Source organism: Micromonospora sp. NPDC005710 (assembly GCF_040630995.1).
GTDB lineage: Bacteria > Actinomycetota > Actinomycetes > Mycobacteriales > Micromonosporaceae > Micromonospora.
In genome coordinates, this window is record NZ_JBEXYP010000026.1 from 73,126 (window position 1) to 94,739 (window position 21,614).

Here is a 21,614-nt window from a genome sequence, read left to right on the forward strand (position 1 = left end):
CGAGGACCGGTGTGACGGCGGTCGCGCGGGGCGGCGCCGGGCGGGCCGGGCCGCATCGGGGGGTGTGCGGGGACGACACGGCCCACCCGGCACCTGTGGGGGCGGGAGGTTGTGCTGCCGCGTCAACCCGGGCGGGCCGGCCGGAGGCCGGGCGGTGTACTTCCGCAGCTGCGGGGTGACGCTCGCAGCATTGTGGGCCAGCCGGCCGCCCGCTGGGGAGTCCCGGGACGGCCGGCATCGTCGTTCTGTCAGGAACCTGACAGTTAGCTCAGCTACGGACGGCCTCGACAGCCGCCGCGAGTCGCCGGACACCCTCGTCGATCCGGTCGGCGGTCACCGCCGAGAAGGCCAGACGCAGCGCGTGCCGGCCGCCGTCCAGCATGAAGTCGCTGCCCTTGACCACGGCGACCCCGCGTTCGGCCGCCGCCGGGGCGAGCCGGTCGACATGCACGTCCTCGGGAAACTCCACCCAGAGGAAGTAGCCACCGTCGGGCTCCACGAACCGCGCCTGCGGCAGGTGCCGGCGCAACGACTCGGCGAGCACCTGGGACCGCTCACCCAGCGCCGCCCGGACCGTCTCGATCGAGCGGTCGATGTCACCGGAGACGCAGAACTGGTGCACGATCGCCTGGGACACCATCCCCGGGGAGATGTACAGGCTCGTGGCGTTCTTCGCGATCGAGGCGATCAGGTCCGCCGGGCCGACCAGGTAACCGACCCGGACACCCGGACAGACGGTCTTGGTGAAGCTCGACGCGTGCACCACCACGTTGCGGGTGTCCAGCGAGAGCATCGACGGCAGCGCCTCGCCCCGGAACCGGACATCCGCGTACGGGTCGTCCTCGAAGATCGTGAACTCGTACTCGGCGGCCAGGTCGAGCAGCTCCCGGCGCTTCTCCAGGGAGAGCGTCATGCCGGCCGGGTTCTGGTAGTTCGGGATGACGTGCGCGAGCCGGGGTCGGACCCCGGACTCCAGCAGCTTGCGCAGCTCGGCAGTGTCCAGGCCGTCCGGCTGGACCGCGACGCCGTGCAGCTCGCTGCCCATCCGCTGGAGGTTGAGCAACGTCCGGTCGTACGTGGGGCGTTCCACCACCACCGCGTCGCCCGGGCGGACCAGGTGGTCGAAGAGGAACGCGTCGGCCTGGAGCGAACCGTTGGTGACCAGCACCTGGTCGGCCTCGACCCCGTGCTTCTCGGCGATCCACTTCCGGAGCGGAAGGTAGCCGACGGAGGTGCCGTACGCCGTCACCCCAGCGGGGTCGGCGTCGAAGGCGCGGACGGCGGCGGCCTTGAGCCCCTCGACATCGACGATGTCCAGCGAGGGAGCCCCACGGGCAAAGGAGATCAACTGCTCGGCGGTCATGGATGTTGAGCGTACGGGCGGCGGCAGGGAACGCGCGGTCGGCACGGCGATGTCCGCATCCTGAGCCACCGGGTCGGGTGACCCCACTCCACCGGTCGGCGGCAGATCAGACCGGAAGGGCGAGCGCGTCGTGCTGCGCGACCCGGGAAAGTCCCTCCAGCTGCACGCCGAGGGCGTCGAGGAGCTGACTCCAGTCGAAGTAGGAACGCCAGGCGGTGATCCGGCCCTTGCGGGCCCGGACCACGTCGGCCACCTCCCAGCTCACCAGGCGGCCGGTGGGTGCCACGGTGCCGTACGGCGAATGCAGGGTGCCGGTGTGGGTGCCGGTCAGGCGCAGCTCGACCGCCGCGCCGCCACCCGTGCGGACCGCTCCCATCGGGTCGACCCGCAGATCTCCGAAGGCACCGGTCCAGGTGCGCAGCAGCGCGGGCAGCTCGATCGGACGGACCGTCACGCCCGGCATGGAGTAGAACGCCTCCGGGGCGTAGAGATCCGGCAGACGGGCCACGTCCCGACGCAGGAGCATGGCGTACTGCTGCTCGACCAGCCGCTCCGCGTCACGCATCGGGACCTCCCCCGCGGGCCACGGTATCTCCGCGCCCGCAAGAAATGCTTACCCATCGATCGGGCCCGACACACCACACCAGGTCAGGTCGCGGTGACCGCCTGGCTCTCCGACCAGACCCGCATGATGTCCCGGACGGAGATCACGCCGGCGACCTCGCGGCCGTCGAGCACCACCAGGTGCCGGAACCCGCCCCGGGCCATCGCGGCGGCGGCCTCGGCCACCGTCCACTCCGGCCCGGCGTAGACGACGTCCCAGGTCAGGTGGGCGCCGGTGCGTTCCACGTCGCAGTCCAGGCCGGCGCCGATCGCCTTCAACACGTCGCGTTCGGTCATGATCCCCACCCCCTCGGAGTCGGGGTCGATCACGACCGCCGACCCGACACCGCGGGCCGACATCATCCGGGCCGCCTGGCGGAGCGTGTGCTCCGGACCGACGACGAGGACCTGGCTGGACATCGCATCCCGTACCTGCATCACACATCACCCCTTTGGGACGGTGGCATTCGGTACGGACATGGTGGTCGGTGGATGTTTCCGGGACAAGAGCGGCATCGCACATGCTGCGGACGCTGGCTACTGTCGGGAGGTGTCCACCGAGCCCCTGCGCTGCGCCGGCGCGCTGATCGTCGACCACGACGGCCGCATCTTCTTTCAGCGCCGCTCACCCCAGCGACGCCTGTTTCCCAACTGCTGGGACATCGTGGGCGGCCACGTGGAACCGGGCGAGGACATCGACGAGGCGCTCCGCCGGGAGATCACCGAGGAGACCGGTTGGGTCCTCTCGCACGTCCTCGGCCAGGTGGGCGAGTACCGCTACGTCGGCGACGACGGCGTGGCCCGGACCGAGTACGACTTCCTGGTCCGCGTCGACGGCGACCTCGACCGCCCGACACTCGAGGCCGGCAAGCACACCGAGTACCGCTGGCTGGCCGAGCACGAGGTGACGGTGCTCGACGAACACCGCGACGTCAACGACGGGCTGATCCGACGGATCACGGAGGAGGGCTTCGCCGTCCTGCGGTCGATCGGTCTGTGAACACCGTCGAGCTGGCGCCGCACCGGATCGCCGGGCTGCTCGCACCGGCAGTGGACCGGGCCTTCCGCGCCGGCATGCTGGCCGGCCGGGACGGTGGGGGCGCCGAGTTGTCCCAGCGCTACGGAGGCGTGACGGCGACCGGGTTCCTCGTCGACCTGCGTACCCGGCTGGCCGCACCGGGTGGCGCCGTCGATGGGCCCGGGTTCGCAGCGATCACCCGCTACCACGACCCGGTCGTCTGCCGGCGGACCGTCGACAAGCAGGTGGCACACGGGATGATCTACCGCGGCCCAAACGGTGCCCTCTCCGCCACCGAACGGGGAGCCGCCTTCCTTGCCGAGCTGTACCAGGTGCACGCCGAGGTCACCGAGGAACTGTGGGCCGGGCACGACGACCGGGTGGCCCGGCTGGTGTCGACGCTGGGTCGACTGCTGTCGTACGCCCTGGTGCTCGCCGACGAGGACGGCGACCGGGGCGGCTCCGCCTTCGCCGCGCTGGCACCCCCGTACGAACCGGACGGCACCCCGTGCGGCGTGCTGCTGCTCAACCGGCTCGGCACGCTGCGTCACCACCGGGCCGACGCGCACGCCGCCGCCTGGGCCGCCGCCGGACACACCGCATCGAGCATCGCCGCCCTGCCGCCCGGTCCGGAACGGCTCGCCATCGAGTTGGAGACCGACCGGCGGGCCGCCGGCCCGTACACCGTCCTCAGCGCGGAGGAGCGCCTGACCATGCTCGCCGACCTGGCAGCCTTGCCCGGCTGAACCGGTTGGCCGGAGCGGCACACCCGCCCGGCGCTATCCTCCAGCGGTGACGGGAGCAGGACGAGGGAGGATGTCGCGATGATCGGAATGGTGCTCGCGGCCGGAGCGGGACGACGGCTGCGCCCGTACACCGACACCCTGCCCAAGGCGTTGGTGCCGGTGGACGGTGAGACGACGATCCTGGACATCGCGCTGGGCAACCTCGCCGAGGTCGGGCTCACCGACGTCGTGATCGTGGTCGGCTACGCGGCGGACGCGGTCGTCTCCCGCCAGGCGGAGCTGGAAAAGAAGTTTGGGGTCACGCTCACGTTGGTGCACAACGACAAGGCCGAGGAGTGGAACAACGCCTACTCGCTCTGGCTGGCCCGGGAGTACTTCGCCCGCGGGGTGCTGCTCGTCAACGGGGACACCGTGCACCCGGTGAGCGTGGAGAAGACCCTGCTCGCCGAGCGTGGCCCGGGCATCCTGCTCGCCGTGGACACCCTGAAGCCGCTGGCCGAGGAGGAGATGAAGACCACCTTCGACGCCGCCGGCCAGCTCACCCGGATCACCAAGATCATGGACCCGGGCGAGGCGTACGGGGAGTACATCGGTGCCACGCTCATCGAGCCGCAGGTCGCCGACGCTCTCGCCGACGCGCTGGAGGCGACCTGGCGACGGGACCCGAACCTCTACTACGAGGACGGCTACCAGGAGTTCTCCGACCGGGGCGGGGAGGTGCGGGCCGCGCCGATCGGTGACGTCCCGTGGGTCGAGGTCGACAACCACGCCGACCTGGCCCGCGCGCGGGAGATCGCGTGCCGCTACTAGCTCGGAGCGTCCTCACCCCGCTGCACATCGACGTGCGACGCGGGGCGGTCGCCGACCTGGGCGCGATCCTGGCCGACGGGCGGATCTCCTCCGGGGGTGACGTGGCGGTGGTGGTCGGCCCGGGTCAGGGTGCCCAGATCGCGGAGCTGATCCGACCGTCGCTGCGCTCGGCGGACGTCTTCACCGTCTCCGGTGGCACGTTGGACGCCGCCGACGACCTGGGCGGCAAGCTCCGCACCCGGTCGTACGACGCGGTCGTCGGCATCGGCGGCGGCAAGACCATCGACGTGGCCAAATACGCGGCGACCCGTCGCGGGCTGCCGATGGTGTCGGTGGCGACGAGCCTCGCCAACGACGGGATCGCCTCCCCGGTGGCCAGCCTGATCACCGACGGGATCAAGGGTTCCTACGGCGTCCACATCCCGATCGGGGTGATCGTCGACCTGGACTTCGTGGAGAGCGGCCCGGACCGGCACAACCGGGCCGGCATCGGCGACGTGATCAGCAACATCAGTGCGCTTGCCGACTGGGAGCTGTCCCGGCAGGTACGCGGTGAGCCGGTCGACGGGCTGGCCGCCTCGCTGTCGCGGGCGGGCGCCGAGGCGGTGCTCAACCATCCCGGCGACATGAGCGACGACGCCTTCGTGATCGTCCTCGCCGAGGCGTTGATCTCCAGCGGGTTGGCGATGGCTGTCGACGGCACCAGCCGTCCGTGCAGCGGCGGCTGCCACGAGATCATGCACGCTGTCGACTCGCTCTTTCCGGGGACCGCCTCGCACGGCGAGCTGGCCGGGCTGGGCGCGCTGTTCTGCACCTGGCTGCGCGGCGACCTCCGCCGATTCGGGGAGATGTCGGCCTGCCTCGCCCGGCACGGTCTGCCCCGGCTCCCCGCCGAGGTGGCGCTCACCGACGACCAGTTCATCGAGGCGGTGCAGTTCGCGCCGCGTACCCGGCCGGACCGGTACACGATCCTCGAACACCTGGCACTGTCGCCTACCGAGACCAGGGAGCGGCTGGCAGACTACGCCGGTGCAATCCGCGACCAGCTTGGCTGACCCCCGTCCCACCGTCGCCGACTTCCACCGGGTGAACCGGGGCGGCGGCTTGTTCAGCGAGTCGATCAGCCAGTGGCTGGGGGCCGTGTTCGCGCTCGTCGCCCAGCGGCTCGGGCTGCGACCGACCGCGTTGACGATCACCAACCTGGTGCTCGGGCTGGCCACCTCGGTCACCGTCGTGGCGCTCGCCGGCCCGGTCGCCGACGGGGACGTACCGGCCTGGGTGGTCGGCCTGCTCGCTCTGGTCGGCTGGCAGGTGGCGTACTCCCTGGACTGCGCGGACGGGCAGCTCGCCCGGGTGACGGGCCAGGGCAGCGCGGCCGGGGCCCGTGTCGACGTGCTCTGCGACGTGGCCGCGCAGATCGCGCTGGTGGCGGCGCTGGGCGCCACCGCCGTGGCGCAGGAGCCGGCCACGCCGACCTGGCTGGTGGCGACGTTCGCGGGCACCTGGATGGTCAACCTGGTGACGTCGGTGATGCAGGCCGGCCCGAACGCGGCCAGCATGGTCACCTCGACCTCGCTGCCGGTGCGCCTGGTGAAGCTGGTTCGTGACTACGGCGCGGTGGTCTTCGTGGCCGCTGTGGTGCTCGCCGTGGCCCCCGCGCTGGTCCTCTGGGTGATGATCGCCTTCACGATCGTCAACGGCGGCTTCCTGCTGGCCAGCATCGCCTTCTCGGCCCGAGCCTCCCTACGCTGACCGACCCCCGAGCAGTCACCATGCCGATCTTGCACTTTCGGTTGCTCATATGGCCGGTTATGCCCCTTACGCCGGGACAGTAAGTGCAAGATCGCGAACGGCGGGGCGGGGTCAGAGGGCTTGGGGGGTTCGGGACAGGCTCGCGTAGATGTCGAGGAGCTTCTTGGTGACAACGTCGGGGTGGAAGGTGCGCTCGTAGCGGGCGCGGGCGGCCACTGTCAGCCCCTGCGCACCCGCGCGGGCGACCGGCAGGGCGTCCGCGAGCGCGGCAGGCTCCGGGGCGACCACCCAACCAGCCTCGCCCAAACCGATCCCCGCCGGCATGGCTGACCCGCCGCCGCCCCCGGCGACAGTGGAGGCGATCTCGGCGGGGCCGGTGCCGGCAGGCTCGTGCGGGGCGTCCGCCCCGACCAGGTACGGAATGCCGCCCAACGCCGTACCGAGCACCGGCCGGCCACTCGCCAACGCCTCGATGATCACGGTGGGCAGCACGTCGTGCCACATCGCGGCGGCGATCACCACAGCGCTCGCCTCGACCGCTGCCTGCACACCGGCCCGGTCGAGCTGGCCCAGGTAGACCACGTCGGGTCGCTCGGCGGCGGCTGCCTCCACGAGGTGCCGCAGCTCGCCGTCGCCGGCCACCCGCAGCGTGCCCAGGGAACCCACCGGGTGCCGGCGCCACGCGTCCAACAGCAGGTCGACGCCCTTCTCCGGGGAGAGCCGGGCCATGTAGAGGAACCCGTCACCGAGGGGCGACGGCCCGCCCGGGTCGGGTACGGAGTTCGGCTTCACCACGATGCGATCGTCCGGAATGCCGTAGTCGCTGAGGTGATCGGCGATCGCCGTGGTGAGCGCGATGTACCTGTCGACCGAGCGCCAGGTGCCCCGGTGCACGGCCAGGGTGGTCGCCATCAGCGCGCTCTGCACCGCCGAGTCGCGGTAGCAGCGGTGCTTGATCGCCGGCACACCCAACGCCCGACCCTTGCAGTCCTGACAGATCACCCCGTCCCGGAAGTAGATCCCCGACGAGCAGACCTGCCGGTAGTTGTGCACCGTCTGCACCACCGGCACGCCGTGCCGGTGCGCGGTCCGCACCACCCACGGCGAGATCAGGGGGTACGGGTTGTGCAGGTGCAGAACGTCCGGGCGGTGCTCGGTGAGCAGCCGGCTCAGGTCGTGCTGGGCGCGCGGAGCCCAGATCGGCGAGATCGGCAGCAACGCCTTCGCCGACTTTGACATCGACGGGATCTCGTCCGAGCTGCGGATGAAGGGCAGCACCTCGACGCCGGCGGCGGTGAGCTGAGCGATCTCCGAGTCGACGATCGTGTTCTCACCGGAAGGTTGGGCTTCCCGGTACCGGTTGTGTGCCACCACGATTCTCACGGGAAAGAAGGCTACCGTTGGCTGGTGCCCGAACTACCGGAGGTTGAGGCGCTCGCTGGTTACCTGCGTCAGCGCGCGGTGGGGCGGCGCGTCGATCGGCTGGAGATCGCCGCGATCAGCGCCCTGAAGACGTACCAGCCGGCGCCGACCGCTGTCGCCGGCCGGGCGGTGGTCGACGCCAGTCGGCACGGCAAGTTCCTCGATGTCCTCTTTGAGGGTGACCTGCACCTGGTGGTGCATTTGGCGCGAGCGGGCTGGCTGCACTACCGGGAGGCGTTCCCCGCCACCACCCCGCTGCGTCCGGGCAAGGGCCCGATCGCGGTGCGGGTCCGCCTGGACGACGGCTCCGGCTTCGACCTCACTGAGGCCGGCACCCAGAAGAAGCTGGCCGCGTACCTGGTCACCGACCTCGCGGAGGTCCCCGGGGTGGCCAAGCTGGGCCCGGACGCGCTCGCCGCGGACCTACCCACCTTCGCGGGACGGCTGCGCAGCCGACGGGGGCAGGTCAAGGGGGTGCTCACCGACCAGTCCGTGCTGTCCGGGGTGGGCAACGCGTACTCCGACGAGATCCTGCACGCCGCGAAGCTGTCCCCGTTCGCGATCACCGACCGGCTCACCGACGAGCAGATCGCCACCCTGTACGCGGCCACCCGACAGGTCCTCGGCGACGCCGTCGAGCGGTCCCTCGGTCAGCGGGCCGCGGAGCTCAAGGGTGAGAAACGCTCCGGGCTGAAGGTGCACGCCCGCACCGGGCTGCCCTGCCCGGTCTGTGGGGACACGGTGCGAGAGGTGTCGTTCGCCGACTCCAGCCTCCAGTACTGCCCGACGTGTCAGACCGGCGGCAAACCCCTCGCTGACCGTCGGTTGTCCCGTCTCGTACGGTGAGTTATTGCACGTGACGACTACGGAGCGGAATCGCCCCCACTGAGTGGAAGCTCCGGTCCGCCGTTCTGGTCAGGCGCGCATCCATCGGTATAGTGGCCCCGGTCCCCGGCTTCTGAAATGGTGCGGAGCCGGCCAGATCCTGCCAGCACCGTCGGCCGCCAATCTCGTTCGGGGCGGCGACCGGCCGGAGCCCGCGTGGGAGACTGGGACGGTGGGCGACCCGGGCCTTCACGGCGAGTGAGCGGCCCGTGTCATGCGGGAGGACATGGGTGAGGTGACGGCAAGCCTCCAGCGCCCGGTAACCAACGAAGGCCGGAGCAGACTCGTGCGGCACGTCGACAGCTTCGAGATCCAGCCGCCGACGCCGCCGTCCCACAACGGCGTGCCCCGGTCGGCCTGGGCCCGAGCGCGACGTCGCGTCTCCCGCTGGCACCGCCCGTACACAGCGATCCTGCTGTTGCTCGACTTCGGCGCGGCGGCGTTCGCCAGTTGGATCGCGATCCAACTGTTCGACCAGGCCGCCTCCGGGTTCTCCGACCTCAAGCAGGACCCGACCTGGTTCCACACCGTCTCCTTCCTGCTGCTCCCGCTCGGCTGGGTGGTGATCCTCTGGAGCAACAGGGCGTACGACAGGCGTTACCTGGGGCTCGGCCCGGACGAGTTCAAGCGGGTCATCCGGGCGGCGGTGACAGTCGCCGCGAGTGTGTCGTTCCTCGCGTTCGCCACCAAGACCGCGCTGTCCCGCTGGACGGTCGGCACGGCGCTGCTCGGGGCCCTGCTGTTGATCCTGTGGGGCCGTTTCGTGGCCCGTTGGGCGTTGCACTACATCCGGCGGCGGGCCGGTCAGGCCGCGCACCGGATGGTGCTGGTCGGCACCCTGCCCGAGTGCCTGGAGGTCTACGCGGCGGTCACCCGCAGCCCGGCCGCCGGGCTGATGCCCGTCGCCATCCACATCACCGACGGGTACGCCGCGGCGCGTGGCATGCCGACCCCGGTCCCGGTGTACGCCGGACGCGACGTCCTGGCGCTGGTCCGTGAGGTCGGCGGGGACACCATCGCGGTCTGCGGGTCGGCGAGTGCCGAGCCTGGCGAGTTGCGTCGGCTGGCCTGGCAGTTGGAGGGCTCCGGCGTCGACCTGGTGGTCGCCCCGCAGCTCACCGACATCGCCGGGCCCCGGGTGCACATCCGGCCGATCGAGGGCCTGCCGCTGCTGCACGTCGAGGAGCCGACGCTCTCCGGGCCGGCGCTGTTGGCAAAGAACCTGATGGACCGGGTCGCCGCCGGCCTCGGCCTGCTGCTGCTGATCCCCCTCTTCCTGGCCATCGCCGTGGCGATCCGGATCTCCGATCCCGGGCCGGTCTTCTTCCGCCAGCCCCGGGTGGGGCACGAGGGGCGCACGTTCCGGGTGTGGAAGTTCCGGACCATGTACGTCAACGCCGAGGACCGGCTGGCCAGCCTCGTCGACCGCAACGAGACCGACGGCATGCTGTTCAAGATGAAGGAGGACCCCCGGGTCTTCCCGGTCGGTCGTTTCCTCCGGGCCACCTCGCTCGACGAACTGCCGCAGCTGATCAACGTGCTCTGGGGCGAGATGTCGCTGGTCGGGCCGCGCCCGCTGCCGGCCGACGACGGTGACTTCCTGGGTGACGTGCGCCGCCGCCTGCTGGTCCGGCCCGGTATGACCGGCCTGTGGCAGGTCTCCGGCCGCTCCGACCTGTCCTGGGACGAGTCGGTCCGACTGGACCTCTACTACGTCGACAACTGGTCGCTCGCGTACGACCTGAGCATCCTGTGGCGCACCGTCGGGGTGGTACTCGCCCGCAAGGGCGCGTACTAGAGGCTTGGCGCGCCGGCTCGCAGGGGCGAGGATCGCTGCGTGCCTGCCAACCTCTCCGCCGTGGTCGGTGTCGTCTCACTCGTCACCGCGCTGACCGCCGCCCTGTTGGCGGTGCTACGGCTGCGGGCCCGCCGGGGCATCGCCACCGCCACCCAGCGGGCCACCTACGAGGTGCTGCACACCGCCGGCCTGGCTGCCGAACCGCTGCGCGCGGGGCTGAGTGCGGCGGGCGCGGCGAAGGCCGTACGCCATCTGCGGGCGCTCGTGGGGGCGGTCGGGCTGGCGCTCACCGACGCCGACCGGCTGCTGGCCCTCGACGGGCGCGGCACGCACCACGGGGAGCAACTGCTCGCGGCGGCCCGGCGGACGGTGGACTCCGGCCGCTCGTCGGTGATGGGTGAGCAGGAGCTGCACTGCGACCGGGTCGACTGCCCGATCCGGGGGGCGGTGGTCGCACCCTTGCTGGCGGCGGACGGCCGGGTGGTGGGCGCGCTGGTGGCGGTCGCCGACAGCCCACCGCCGCCGGGGTTGGTGCAGGCCACCCTGGAGACGGCGCACTGGGCGGGCAACCAGCTCGCCCTCGCCGAGCTGGACTCGTCGCGGGAACGGCTGGCCCGCGCCGAGATCCGGGCGTTGCGGGCGCAGATCAGCCCGCACTTCATCTACAACGCGCTGACCGCGATCGGCTCGTTCGTGCGCACCGATCCGGAGCGGGCCCGGGAGCTGATCCTGGAGTTCGCGGAGTTCACCAGGTACTCGTTCCGGGCGCACGGGGAGTTCACCACGCTGGCCGAGGAGCTGCGGTCGATCGACCGTTACCTGACGATCGAGCGGGCCCGGTTCGGGGACCGGTTGCAGGTGCGGTTGCAGATCGCCCCGGAGGTGCTGCCTGTGACGCTGCCGTTCCTCTGCCTCCAACCGTTGGTGGAGAACGCGGTTCGCCACGGGTTGTCCCGCAAGCCGGGCACGGGCATGGTGAGCATCGAGGCTCGGGACGCGGGCGCCGAATGCCACATCACGGTGGAGGACGACGGAGTGGGAATGGATCCGACCACGCTGACCGCCGGCATCGCCGAGCTGGCCCGCGGCGCCGGCGACCCGGGTGACGACACCGGCCAGCACGTCGGCCTTTCCAACGTCGACGAGCGGCTGCGGTCGGTCTTCGGGGACCGGTTCGGGCTGGTCGTGGAGACCGGGCTGGGTTCGGGCACGAAGGTGAGCATGCGGGTGCCGAAGTTCCACCCCGGCGTACGGGCCGGGTCGTGAGCGAGCGCACCGTGGCGGGTGCGGTGAACGCTGCCGGTTTCCTGCGCGTCCTCGCTGTGGACGACGAGCCGCCCGCGCTCGACGAGCTGGCGTACCACCTGCGGGCCGACCCCCGGGTGGCCCGGTTGCACACGGCCGGGGATGCCACCGAGGCGCTGCGGTTGCTGCGCGACGCGGACGTGGACGTGGTCTTCCTGGACATCCGGATGCCCGGCCTGGACGGCATGGAGCTGGCCCGGGTGCTGCGCCGCTTCGCCCGGCCACCGGCGATCGTGTTCGTCACCGCGTACGACGACGGTGCGGTGGACGCGTTCGACCTGGGCGCCACCGACTACGTGCGGAAACCGGTTCGCGCCGACCGGCTGGCCGAGTCCCTGCGCCGGGTGATCGGCTCGCGGGTGGTGCCGTCGCACCCGGCGGCGCTGGTCCGCGCGGAGGAGGATCCGACGATCCCCATCGAGTTGGCGGGCACCACCCGGATGCTGCCCCGCTCGGCGGTGCGGTGGGTGGAGGCGCAGGGCGACTACGCCCGGTTGCACACCGCGGAGGGGTCGCACCTGGTGCGCGTCTCGCTCGCCACGCTCGCGGAGCGCTGGGCCGACGCCGGGTTCGTCCGGGTGCACCGCTCGTACCTGGTGCAGTTGAAGTTGATCGCGGAGTTGCGCCTGGTCAACTCCGGTTACGTGGTGGTGGTCGACTCCACCGAGTTGCCGGTGAGCCGGCGGCACACCCGGGAGCTGAAGGACAAGCTGGTCAGGGCCGCCAAGCAGGATTGGAGTCGCTGAAACGGGAATGGAAGCAGCTCCACCGTACGTTGTACGCTACGCCGTACGACTTCCGGGAGGCCTGCCATGACCGTGACCCCGTTCGACGCCGAATCCGCTTTCGACAGCCAACTCGACCGACTGGTGCAGCTCGGCTACCCCACTCTCGCCGGGCTGACCGAGAGCTTCTTCCGAGACCTGGTCGCCCCACTGCGGGCCAGGGCCATCGAGGGCACCGCCGGGCTGCCCGCCCCCACCGAGGCTCGGGTGCCGTTCCTGCTGGTCATCACCCGGGACCTGATCGGGGTGCCGGAGCGGGTCGAGCTGACCACGCTGGCCGGCAAGAGCAAGCCCGGTGTCGTCGACCGGAACTACGCCGAGGACGACCTGCCCCGCTTCGACCCGATCAAGGAGCTGGAGGTGCCGGCCGGGCCGGCGTACCTGCTCTTCGACGTCGACCGGGGCGAAGAGTTCCGCAACCTGGCCCCGGCCACCGCGATGGAGGGAATCACCACCCAGGGTCGACTGCCGCTGAGCATCGACGAAGGGCTCGCCTTCGTCACGCTGCACCCGGCCGCGCTGGCGAGCAACAGGTGCTTCTCGCTCATCGGCTCCCGCTGCGGCGACAAGCGGGTGCCGGCGCTGTGGATCAGCCAAGGCGCCCCGAAGCTCGGCTGGTGCTGGTACGGCAACCCGCACACCTGGCTCGGCTCCGCCTCGGCCCGACCGGAGCGCGTCGGCCTGGAGTGACCGGCTCGGTTCGTTGTCCACAACGAGCCTCGGGAGTTGCCACACGCCAGCGGGCGTGGTCCCGGAGTTATCCACAGGCGTGAGCGGTTCTCCACAGGTTGTTCACAACGCAACCCACTGATCTCCACGGCGGCTCCCTACAGTCGGGACCCATGAAGGAACGTCGGATACTGGTGGTCGAGGACGAACGGACCATCGCCGAATCCATCGCCGCCCGACTCCGGGCCGAGGGTTTCAGTGTGGAGATCGCGGCGGACGGGCCCAGCGCGGTCGCCCAGTTCCACGCCGGACAACCCGACCTCGTCGTCCTCGACGTGATGCTGCCCGGCTTCGACGGCCTGGAGGTGTGTCGCCGGATCCAGGCCGACCGACCGGTTCCGGTGCTGATGCTCACCGCCCGGGACGACGAGACCGACCTGCTCGTGGGGCTGGCGGTCGGCGCTGACGACTACCTCACGAAGCCCTTCTCGATGCGCGAACTCACCGCCCGGGTGCACGTCCTGCTGCGTCGGATGGAACGGGCCGCCGCCACTCCCGCGCCGCCGGCCATCCGTCTCGGCGACATCGAGATCAACGAGGCCGAGCGGCGGGTCCGCCGCGACGGCGCCGACGTGCACCTCACTCCCACCGAATTCGACCTGCTGGTCCACCTCGCCGGTCGCCCCCGCACGGTGCTCCCCAGGGAACGGTTGCTCGCCGACGTCTGGGGGTGGGGCGACGCGAGCGGCACCCGCACCGTGGACAGCCACATCAAGGCCCTGCGCCGCAAGCTGGGCGCCGACCTCATCCGCACTGTGCACGGGGTCGGCTACGCCCTGGAGCTGCCCTCATGACCACGACCCTGCTCACCCGTGTGGACCGCGTGCTGGAGCTGCTGCCCCGACCACTGGACCCGGTCCGCTCGATCAAGCTGAAGCTGGGAGTGCTGCTTGTCGCCTCCGGGGCGGCCGGCCTCGCCTACTTCTCGTACGGCATCGGCTGGCCGCCGCCGGTCACCTCGGCCACCGCCATCGCCGTCGCCCTGCTCACCTCGCAGGTGCTCGCCCACGGCATGACCTCGCCGTTGCGGGACATGACGGCTGCCGCCGGTGCGATGGCCCGCGGCGACTACACCCGTCGGGTGCGCGCGACCTCCCGCGACGAGGTCGGCGAACTGGCCCAGGCGTTCAACAAGATGGCCGAGGATCTGCACGCCGCCGACCAGCGTCGACGGGAGCTGATCGCGAACGTCTCGCACGAGTTGCGGACGCCGATCACCGCGTTGCAGGGCGTGCTGGAGAACATGGTGGACGGGGTGGCCGACCCCGAACCCGCGTCGCTGCGTTCGGCGTTGGCCCAGACCCAACGACTCGGGCACCTCGTCGCCGACCTGCTCGACCTGTCCCGGCTCGACGCCGGGGTGGTGCCGCTGCGACGCGTACGCATCGACGTGGGGGACTTCCTTGACGAGGCGGTGGAGCACGCGAAGGCCAGCGCGTCCGGCGCTGGCCTGGACGTGCGTTTCCAGCTTCGCGAACTGCCGGCACCGCTGACCGTCAACGCCGACCCTTGGCGGCTGCACCAGGTCTTCGCCAACCTCCTCGACAACGCGGCACGACACAGCCCGGCCGGCGGCACGGTACGGGTGAGCGCCGAGGAACACGGCGACCAGCTCCGCTTCGAGGTGAGCGATGAGGGCCAGGGCATTCCGCCGGCCGAGCGTTCCCGGGTGTTCGAGCGGTTCACCCGAGGCGACCGGTCCGCCGGAGGTGGGACCGGGCTCGGCCTGGCGATCGCCCGGTGGGTCGTCGAACTGCACGGCGGCCGGATCGGTGTCCTCGATCCCGCCGGACCAGACCGGCCCGGCTGCCGCATCCAGGTCACCATCCCGTGCGACGGGCCGTACCGAGAAGAGGCCGCATGACCAGCCCCGGCAGCATCCCCCTCCCGGCGACCGGGCCGACCGAGCAGAACAGGCCCGCCGAGCAGGCCAGGCCGGCCGGGCCACCGAGGACCGGTCAGCCCTTGGCCGCTCCGGTCGGACCGTCACTGACCCGGCCACCATCGATGATCGCGCGGCGCTGGCCGGGGCCGACCACCGATGCGGGCCGGACGGTGCTGCTGGCGTCGACGGCGTCTGCGGTCGTCGGCGCCTCGGTGCTCACGACAACTCGGCCTGGCCTGGGCTGGCTGGTCGCCGCGCTGGCCGGCACGGCCGCCGTCGCCACCGCACGCGTCGTCAGGTCCACGCCGTCCTCCCCGGTCGCGGTCCGCACCGAGCCGACCGAGCCCGGCACCGCAGCCAGCGCCGACCCCGCCCATCCCGGTGCCACGGGGGCACCGGGGCGGGTGGCGCAGGCCGCCTGGGCTGCCGCGACCGTGGCGTTGGTCGCCGTCGGCACCTTCCGGGCCGCCGGTTGGCTCTTCGTGCTCTGCCTCCTCGCAGCGGTGGTGACCGGGACGCTCGCGGTGACCGGCGGGCGGAGCCCGTTCGGAATGCTGTTCGCAGCGACGCTGCCACCGGCCGCCGTGGTACGGGCGCTCCCGTGGGCCGTACGCGGAGTGCGCAACGACCACCCGACGGGCTCGGGAATCGGGTTCGGACGCGTCCTGACCAGTCTGGCGATGTCCGCTGTCCTGCTGACGCTGTTCGGGTTGCTCTTCTCCTCCGCCGACGCGGTCTTCGCCAACCTGGTCGGCGGTCTGCTGCCGGACATCGCACTGCCCGGTGTGATCGGCTGGTTGCTGCGGCTCATCCTGATCGGCGGCGGTCTGCTCGGCGGCGCGTACCTGGTCAGCCGCCCACCCGACCTGGAGGGCCTGCGACCGGCACCGTCACGACCGGCCCACCGGCTGGAATGGACTATCCCGCTGGTGTTGCTCGACGCCCTGTTCGGCGTGTTCGTGCTGGTCCAGCTGACTGTGTTGTTCGGCGGGGCGGGGCACGTGCTGCGTACGGCGGGGCTCACCTACGCCCAGTACGCCCGCGGCGGGTTCTGGCAACTGCTCGCCGTCACCACGCTCACCCTGCTGGTGATCGCGATCGCCGCACGCCGGGCACCGAAGGCCACCCGGGGGGACCGGCTGGTGGTCCGCGTCCTGCTCGGCACGCTCGCCGCGCTCAGTCTGGTGATCGTCGCCTCGGCGCTCTACCGGATGCAGGTCTACGCCGACGCGTACGGGGCCACCCGACTGCGGCTCGTCGTGGCGACGGTGGAGCTGTGGCTCGGGCTGCTCTTCGTCCTGGTCGGGGTGGCGGTGGTGCGGCTGCGGGCCGCCTGGCTGCCTCAACTGGTGGTCGGCACGGCGGTGCTGGCGCTGCTCGGGTTGGCAGTGGTCAACCCGGACCGGTTGATCGCCGACCGGAACGTCGACAGATACCTGCAGACCGGGCGGTTGGACGTCAACTACCTGTCCGGGTTGTCGGCCGATGCCGTGCCGGCGCTGGCCCGGTTGCCCGAGCCGATGCGCGGCTGCTCCCTGAGGCAGCTCGCCGCCGAGCTGCCCCGGGACGGGCTCTGGGCGACGAACCTCGGCCGGGAGCGGGCGCGGCCGGACCTCGAGGCGGTCCAGGGGGCCGCTGCTCTGATGGACTGCAGCAGCTATCTGCGCCGCTGGTGAGCGTGAACGCTTGACAATCGCGTACGGCGGGCGACACTGCCGGGGTGGCCAAGCAACTCCCTGATGTGGGGTCGGACGGTGCGGTTCCGCCGCCCCGGCGGTCCCGGATCGTGCTGGCCGAGATCACCAGGCAGGACACCCGCGCCGAGCGGACCCGCGCCGAACTGGCCGAGCAGACCCAGGTCGGCGAGGCGCTGGTCCGTGGCCTGGTCCGGGCCCAACTCGCACTGGCACTGCGGCTGTCCCTGGTGGTGGCCATCGGGTTGGGCGGGTTGCCCTGGCTGTTCGCGATCGCGCCCTCGCTGGGCCGGACCACTGTCGCCGGCGTCAACCTGCCGTGGCTGCTGCTCGGGGTGGCGTCGTTCCCGTTCCTGATCGCCGTGGGCTGGGCGTACGTGCGGTTGGCCGAGCGCAACGAGCAGGACTTCACCGACCTGGTGCAACGGCCGGAGCACTGAGGTGGGAAACGACTTCGTCGTCCCGGCCATCGTGGCGGTCACCCTGGTCACCGTCGGGATCGGTTTCTACGGGCTGCGGTTGGCCCGGACCACGTCGGACTTCCTGGTGGCGTCCCGGGCGGTCAGTCCGACGTGGAACGCCGCCGCCATCGGCGGGGAGTACCTGTCGGCGGCGAGCTTCCTCGGCATCGCGGGGCTGGTCCTCAAGTACGGCGTGGACGTGCTCTGGTACCCGGTCGGGTTCGCCGCCGGCTACCTGGCCCTGCTGCTCTTCGTGGCCGCGCCGCTGCGCCGTTCCGGGGCGTTCACCCTGCCGGACTTCTGTGAGCTGCGGCTGGGGTCGCGTCGACTCCGCATCCTGGCCACCGCCTTCGTGATCTTCATCGGTTGGCTGTACCTGGTGCCGCAACTCCAGGGCGCCGGCCTGACCCTGGCCACCGTGGCCGGCTCCCCGTACCCTCTCGGGGCCCTGCTGGTGGCGGCCGTGGTCACCGCGAACGTGGCGCTGGGCGGGATGCGCGCGATCACGTTCGTGCAGGCATTCCAGTACTGGCTCAAGCTGACGGCTCTCGCCGTACCGGTGATCTTCCTGGCCCTCCAGTGGCAGGCAGACGGCCGCCCGGCGGTGACCCCACCCGACGGGCCAACGTTCCGGGCCGCGACCACAGTCGTGGTCGAGCACCGCGCGACCCTCACCCTGCCCGACGGTGACATCCGGGAGGTACGCCCCGGCGACGAGCTGACCTTCGCGGCCGGTGACCCGGTGCCAGCCGTGTCCGGGGTGGCCACCGAAGCCAGCGAATGGCTGCTGCCCAGCGCCGCCGGTGACGACGACCGGGGCCTCTTCGCCACGTACTCGCTGATCCTGGCCACCTTCCTGGGCACCATGGGCCTGCCGCACGTGCTGGTGCGCTTCTACACGAACCCCGACGGCGCGGCGGCCCGCCGGACCACCCTTGTGGTGCTCGCGTTGGTCGGCGCGTTCTACCTCCTGCCCACCCTCTACGGGGTCCTCGGCCGGATCTACACGCCGCAACTGCTGATCAGTGGCCAGACCGACGCGGTGGTGGTGTTGCTACCCGAAGCCGCCCTGGGTGACGGGCTGACCGGGCGGATGCTCGCCGCGCTCGTCGCCGCGGGCGCGTTCGCGGCGTTTCTCTCCACCTCGTCCGGCCTGCTGACCAGCGTCGCCGGGGTGATCTCGACGGACGTGCTCGGTCGCGGCTCGGTACGCGGGTTCCGGCTGGCCACCGTCATCGCCGGTGGTGTGCCGGCGGTGCTGGCGCTGCACGTCTCCGGACTGGACGTGTCACAGGTCGTCGGGCTGGCCTTCGCGGTCGCCGCGTCGAGCTTCTGCCCCCTGCTGGTGCTGGGCATCTGGTGGCGCGGGCTCACCGACGTGGGCGCCACCGCAGGCGTGGTGGTCGGCGGCGGCGCGGCGATCGGCGCGGTGCTCGTCACAGTGCTCGGCCCGCCGCTGTCCGGCTGGCCCGCCACGCTCATCGCGCAGCCGGCCGCCTGGACGGTGCCGCTGGCCTTCACCGTGATGGTCGCCGTCTCGATGGCAACCCGCCGCCGAGCACCGGCCGACATCGCCGCCACCATGTTGCGCCTGCACACCCCGGAAGCCCTCCGCATGCAGTGATCACCAGGATCGCCGGGGGAAGGGGAGCCAGGACCGCGCCGATCTTGCACTTTCGGTCGTCGATACGAGCATGAAGACACCTTTTGCCGGGACAGAAATTGCAAGATCGCGGGACGGTGCGACTCCAGGATGATCGTTGGTCCGCCTGCCGCCGGAGGGCGTAACTGGCGGTCGACGGATAACGTCGGCGCATGACTGTTGAGCACCCCGCACTCGCACTGCGTGGCCTGGCCAAGCGGTTCGACGGCACGATCGCGGTGGCCGGCGTCGACCTGGACGTCCCCGCCGGCTCCTTCTACGGCCTGCTCGGCCCGAACGGCGCCGGTAAGACGACCACCCTGTCGATGGCGGTCGGGCTGTTGCGGCCGGACGCCGGCTCGGCCTGGGTGCTCGGGCACGACGTCTGGCAGGACCCGGTCACCGCCAAGCGGCTGCTCGGCGTGATGCCCGACGGGGTCCGGTTGTTCGACCGGCTGACCGGGGCGGAGCTGCTGGCGTACAACGGGTTGTTGCGGGGGATGGACCCGGCGGTGGTCGACCAGCGGGCCGCCGAGCTGCTGGACGTGCTGGCGCTCGGCGACGCCGGCCGGACGCTCGTGGTGGACTACTCGGCGGGCATGAAGAAGAAGATCGGCCTGGCCTGCGCGCTGCTGCACGGGCCTCGGGTGCTGGTGTTGGACGAGCCGTTCGAGGCGGTCGACCCGGTCTCCGCCGCGCTGATCCGGGACATCCTCACCCGGTACGCGGCCGGCGGCGGCACAGTGGTGTTCTCCAGTCACGTGATGGAGGTCGTCGAGCGGCTCTGCTCGCACGTGGCGATCCTCGCCCAGGGCGTCATCAAGCAGGTCGGGACCATCGACGAGGTCCGTGGGGGCCGCTCGTTGGAGCAGGTCTTCGTCGAGGTGGTCGGCGGGCGTACCGCGACCGGCGAGGAGCTGTCGTGGCTCTCCCAGTGACAGCGAACGCCACCCCGGCCGCGCCGGTACGGTCGGTCTCCGCGCGACACTTCGTACGGCTCAAGCTGCGGGTGATGGGCAACAACTTCCGGGGCCAGGGGTGGCGGATCGCCCTGTTCGTCGGCGGCGCGTTGCTCGGGCTCTGGTTCGCCGCCGCCGGGTTCTTCCTCTTCGCCGCGCCGGGCCTGAGCGGTGACGGCCGGTACGCGGTGCTGATCGCGGCGGCGGGCGGCGGGATGCTGGTGCTCGGGTGGCTGTTCCTGCCACTTGTCTTCTTCGGTGTGGACGAGACACTGGACCCGGCCCGGTTCGCGCTGCTGCCACTGCCCCGGCGCACGCTGGTGACCGGCTTGTTCGCGGCGGCCCTGATCAGCGTGCCGGTGCTGGCGGTGCTCGTCGCGTCGTCCGGGCTGGTGCTGACCGCCGGGTCGTTGGGTGGCTGGTCGGCGGGGTTGGTCGCCGTCGTGGGCGTACTCGCCGGGATTCTGCTCTGTGTGGCCGCCAGCCGGGCGCTGACAAGCGCCTTCGCCACCATGCTGCGGTCCCGACGGGTCCGCGACCTGGCGGCCGTGCTGCTGGCGGTGACCGCCGCGCTGCTCGGCCCGTTGCAGGTCTTCGGCCTCGCCGCGCTGCGCGAGGCGGACTGGACCGGGTTGACCGGCGTGGCGACCGTGATCGGTTGGACGCCGCTCGGCGCGCCGTGGACCGTCGGGATCGACGTGGCCCAGGGTCGGGTGTGGGCCGCACCGGTCAAGTTGCTCATCACGGTGGTGGCACTCGGTGCCCTGCTGGCCTGGTGGTCCCGGTCGATCGAGTCGGCGATGGTGGGTGCGGCGAGCGCCGGCAAGGCCCCGGTGCGGCGCGGGGTCGCCGGCGGTGCCGTCGCCCAACTGTTTCCCCGGATCGCCGGCTGGGCCGGACGGGACCGGTTCGGTGCCCTGGTCGCGAGGGAGGCCCGTTACTGGTGGCGGGACGCGCGCCGCCGGGCCAACCTGATCACGATCGCGGTGGTCGGCATCTTCATACCGGTGCTGATCAACGTGACGGGCGGAGACTTCACGTCCGAGGACGGCGCCGGGTTCACGTCGGCAGCCAGCGACAGCTCACCTGTCGTGGTCACCATCTCCATGGTCCTCGTGGGAGTGCTCGCCGCGGTCACCCTGGCCAACCAGTTCGGCTTCGACGGCAGCGCGTACGCGGCGAACGTCGTGGCCGGGGTGCCCGGCCAGGTCGAGCTGCGGGCCCGCATGACGGCCTTCTCGCTGTACGTGCTGCCGATGTTGGGCGTCGTCTCGGTGGTGCTGTCGTTCCTGCTCGGCAAGCCGCAGTGGATCGGTCTCACCATCGGCGGCCTGGTCGCCACCTACGGTGCCGGGCTGGCGGTGAACAGCCTCGTGTCGGTGCTCGGGGCGTACTCGCTGCCGGAGACGAGCAACCCGTTCGCCATGAACAGCGGCGCGGGCCTGGCGAAAGGGCTGCTCACCCTGCTGGCCATGTTCGCCTCGGTGGTCGCCGCGGTGCCGATGGTGGTGGCCGCCGCGCTGCTCGGTGACGCGTGGCTCTGGCTGGCCCTGCCGGTCGGCGCCGCCTACGGGCTGGGCGCGGCGCTGCTGGGCGCGTACCTGGCCGGGGACGTGCTGGACCGCCGCCAGCCGGAACTGCTGGCCACCGTCACGCCGCGCCGCTAGTGCCGTGACCACAAACGTTCGCGGGGTTGGTTAGGCGGCTTTCGTGGTCGGCTGTCCCCAGCGGTGTTGGCGTTCGCTGCGGATGCGTGC

The 21,614-nt window shown here is 71.6% G+C and carries 21 protein-coding genes; 17 read left to right on the top strand and 4 right to left on the bottom strand.

The features are described from left to right. Positions 1 to 268: 268 nt before the first annotated feature. From ABZ406_RS27140 to ABZ406_RS27150, 3 genes are all read right to left on the bottom strand, one after another. On the bottom strand, positions 269 to 1,363 hold the full coding sequence (locus ABZ406_RS27140) for a PLP-dependent aminotransferase family protein (protein ID WP_357767305.1): 1,095 nt from the start codon (positions 1,361 to 1,363) through the stop codon (positions 269 to 271). A 106-nt stretch (positions 1,364 to 1,469) separates the two neighbouring features. Then, positions 1,470 to 1,928: an ester cyclase gene (locus tag ABZ406_RS27145; RefSeq protein ID WP_357767308.1), complete on the bottom strand. Its 459-nt coding sequence runs from the start codon at positions 1,926 to 1,928 to the stop codon at positions 1,470 to 1,472. 83 nt (positions 1,929 to 2,011) lie between these two features. Continuing rightward, positions 2,012 to 2,404, bottom strand: a complete 393-nt coding sequence (locus tag ABZ406_RS27150; RefSeq protein WP_357767311.1) for a CBS domain-containing protein — start codon at positions 2,402 to 2,404, stop codon at positions 2,012 to 2,014. Positions 2,405 to 2,516: 112 nt separating this feature from the next. Here ABZ406_RS27150 and ABZ406_RS27155 point away from each other — a divergent pair, with 112 nt between their 5' ends. The 5 genes from ABZ406_RS27155 to ABZ406_RS27175 all read left to right on the top strand — a co-directional run bounded on the left by ABZ406_RS27155 (position 2,517) and on the right by ABZ406_RS27175 (position 6,292). After that, on the top strand, positions 2,517 to 2,966 hold the full coding sequence (locus tag ABZ406_RS27155; RefSeq protein WP_357767314.1) for an NUDIX domain-containing protein: 450 nt from the start codon (positions 2,517 to 2,519) through the stop codon (positions 2,964 to 2,966). After that, the gene (locus tag ABZ406_RS27160; protein ID WP_357767316.1) at positions 2,963 to 3,730 is read left to right on the top strand and encodes a hypothetical protein; all 768 of its coding nucleotides are present in this window, start codon (positions 2,963 to 2,965) and stop codon (positions 3,728 to 3,730) included. The genes ABZ406_RS27155 and ABZ406_RS27160 overlap by 4 nt, the downstream gene beginning before the upstream one ends. Before the next feature lie 78 nt (positions 3,731 to 3,808). Beyond that, entirely contained in the window at positions 3,809 to 4,540 is a 732-nt protein-coding gene (locus tag ABZ406_RS27165) for a phosphocholine cytidylyltransferase family protein (protein WP_357767319.1), read from the top strand. Further along, positions 4,528 to 5,595, top strand: a complete 1,068-nt coding sequence (locus ABZ406_RS27170) for an iron-containing alcohol dehydrogenase family protein (protein WP_357767322.1) — start codon at positions 4,528 to 4,530, stop codon at positions 5,593 to 5,595. The genes ABZ406_RS27165 and ABZ406_RS27170 overlap by 13 nt, the downstream gene beginning before the upstream one ends. Continuing rightward, on the top strand, positions 5,570 to 6,292 hold the full coding sequence (locus tag ABZ406_RS27175) for a CDP-alcohol phosphatidyltransferase family protein (protein WP_357767325.1): 723 nt from the start codon (positions 5,570 to 5,572) through the stop codon (positions 6,290 to 6,292). Before ABZ406_RS27170 ends, ABZ406_RS27175 begins: the two co-directional genes overlap by 26 nt. Before the next feature lie 111 nt (positions 6,293 to 6,403). Here the strand turns inward: ABZ406_RS27175 and ABZ406_RS27180 are convergent, their stop codons facing one another. Continuing rightward, the gene (locus ABZ406_RS27180) at positions 6,404 to 7,675 is read right to left on the bottom strand and encodes a glycosyltransferase family 4 protein (RefSeq protein ID WP_357767328.1); all 1,272 of its coding nucleotides are present in this window, start codon (positions 7,673 to 7,675) and stop codon (positions 6,404 to 6,406) included. 24 nt (positions 7,676 to 7,699) lie between these two features. Here ABZ406_RS27180 and ABZ406_RS27185 point away from each other — a divergent pair, with 24 nt between their 5' ends. The 12 genes from ABZ406_RS27185 (at position 7,700) to ABZ406_RS27240 (ending at position 21,524) form a co-directional block, all read left to right on the top strand. Continuing rightward, positions 7,700 to 8,560, top strand: a complete 861-nt coding sequence (locus tag ABZ406_RS27185) for a DNA-formamidopyrimidine glycosylase family protein (protein WP_357767331.1) — start codon at positions 7,700 to 7,702, stop codon at positions 8,558 to 8,560. A 265-nt stretch (positions 8,561 to 8,825) separates the two neighbouring features. Then, entirely contained in the window at positions 8,826 to 10,397 is a 1,572-nt protein-coding gene (locus tag ABZ406_RS27190; RefSeq protein WP_357767370.1) for a sugar transferase, read from the top strand. 39 nt (positions 10,398 to 10,436) lie between these two features. Further along, positions 10,437 to 11,663, top strand: coding sequence for a histidine kinase (locus tag ABZ406_RS27195; RefSeq protein ID WP_357767334.1), 1,227 nt, complete (start codon positions 10,437 to 10,439; stop codon positions 11,661 to 11,663). Between the two features lie 23 nt (positions 11,664 to 11,686). Continuing rightward, positions 11,687 to 12,448: a LytTR family DNA-binding domain-containing protein gene (locus tag ABZ406_RS27200; protein ID WP_357767373.1), complete on the top strand. Its 762-nt coding sequence runs from the start codon at positions 11,687 to 11,689 to the stop codon at positions 12,446 to 12,448. A gap of 66 nt (positions 12,449 to 12,514) precedes the next feature. Beyond that, a complete protein-coding gene (locus tag ABZ406_RS27205) occupies positions 12,515 to 13,177 on the top strand; it encodes a DUF5701 family protein (protein ID WP_357767337.1) in 663 nt (220 codons plus the stop codon). Between the two features lie 152 nt (positions 13,178 to 13,329). Then, positions 13,330 to 14,010: a response regulator transcription factor gene (locus ABZ406_RS27210; RefSeq protein ID WP_357767340.1), complete on the top strand. Its 681-nt coding sequence runs from the start codon at positions 13,330 to 13,332 to the stop codon at positions 14,008 to 14,010. Next, positions 14,007 to 15,080: a HAMP domain-containing sensor histidine kinase gene (locus tag ABZ406_RS27215; protein ID WP_357767342.1), complete on the top strand. Its 1,074-nt coding sequence runs from the start codon at positions 14,007 to 14,009 to the stop codon at positions 15,078 to 15,080. The genes ABZ406_RS27210 and ABZ406_RS27215 overlap by 4 nt, the downstream gene beginning before the upstream one ends. After that, positions 15,077 to 16,777, top strand: a complete 1,701-nt coding sequence (locus ABZ406_RS27220) for a DUF4173 domain-containing protein (protein WP_357767346.1) — start codon at positions 15,077 to 15,079, stop codon at positions 16,775 to 16,777. Before ABZ406_RS27215 ends, ABZ406_RS27220 begins: the two co-directional genes overlap by 4 nt. A 44-nt stretch (positions 16,778 to 16,821) precedes the next feature. After that, the gene (locus tag ABZ406_RS27225; RefSeq protein ID WP_357767348.1) at positions 16,822 to 17,235 is read left to right on the top strand and encodes a hypothetical protein; all 414 of its coding nucleotides are present in this window, start codon (positions 16,822 to 16,824) and stop codon (positions 17,233 to 17,235) included. A 1-nt stretch (position 17,236) separates the two neighbouring features. Beyond that, a complete protein-coding gene (locus ABZ406_RS27230) occupies positions 17,237 to 18,880 on the top strand; it encodes a cation acetate symporter (RefSeq protein WP_357767349.1) in 1,644 nt (547 codons plus the stop codon). A 191-nt stretch (positions 18,881 to 19,071) separates the two neighbouring features. Next, positions 19,072 to 19,836 carry an ABC transporter ATP-binding protein gene (locus tag ABZ406_RS27235; RefSeq protein WP_357767352.1) on the top strand — a complete coding sequence of 255 codons (765 nt, stop codon included), beginning with the start codon at positions 19,072 to 19,074 and terminating at the stop codon, positions 19,834 to 19,836. Then, complete coding sequence (locus tag ABZ406_RS27240; RefSeq protein WP_357767355.1) at positions 19,821 to 21,524, top strand: ABC transporter permease; 1,704 nt, start codon at positions 19,821 to 19,823, stop codon at positions 21,522 to 21,524. The genes ABZ406_RS27235 and ABZ406_RS27240 overlap by 16 nt, the downstream gene beginning before the upstream one ends. Positions 21,525 to 21,614: the final 90 nt, after the last annotated feature.

Bases quoted from the DNA above. Each gene is read 5' to 3' on its own strand.
- ABZ406_RS27140 (WP_357767305.1), bottom strand. From the start codon at position 1,363: ATGACCGCCGAGCAGTTGATCTCCTTTGCCCGTGGGGCTCCCTCGCTG.
- ABZ406_RS27145 (WP_357767308.1), bottom strand. From the start codon at position 1,928: ATGCGTGACGCGGAGCGGCTGGTCGAGCAGCAGTACGCCATGCTCCTG.
- ABZ406_RS27150 (WP_357767311.1), bottom strand. From the start codon at position 2,404: ATGCAGGTACGGGATGCGATGTCCAGCCAGGTCCTCGTCGTCGGTCCG.
- ABZ406_RS27165 (WP_357767319.1), top strand. From the start codon at position 3,809: ATGATCGGAATGGTGCTCGCGGCCGGAGCGGGACGACGGCTGCGCCCG.
- ABZ406_RS27190 (WP_357767370.1), top strand. From the start codon at position 8,826: ATGGGTGAGGTGACGGCAAGCCTCCAGCGCCCGGTAACCAACGAAGGC.
- ABZ406_RS27205 (WP_357767337.1), top strand. From the start codon at position 12,515: ATGACCGTGACCCCGTTCGACGCCGAATCCGCTTTCGACAGCCAACTC.
- ABZ406_RS27210 (WP_357767340.1), top strand. From the start codon at position 13,330: ATGAAGGAACGTCGGATACTGGTGGTCGAGGACGAACGGACCATCGCC.
- ABZ406_RS27215 (WP_357767342.1), top strand. From the start codon at position 14,007: ATGACCACGACCCTGCTCACCCGTGTGGACCGCGTGCTGGAGCTGCTG.
- ABZ406_RS27220 (WP_357767346.1), top strand. From the start codon at position 15,077: ATGACCAGCCCCGGCAGCATCCCCCTCCCGGCGACCGGGCCGACCGAG.
- ABZ406_RS27235 (WP_357767352.1), top strand. From the start codon at position 19,072: ATGACTGTTGAGCACCCCGCACTCGCACTGCGTGGCCTGGCCAAGCGG.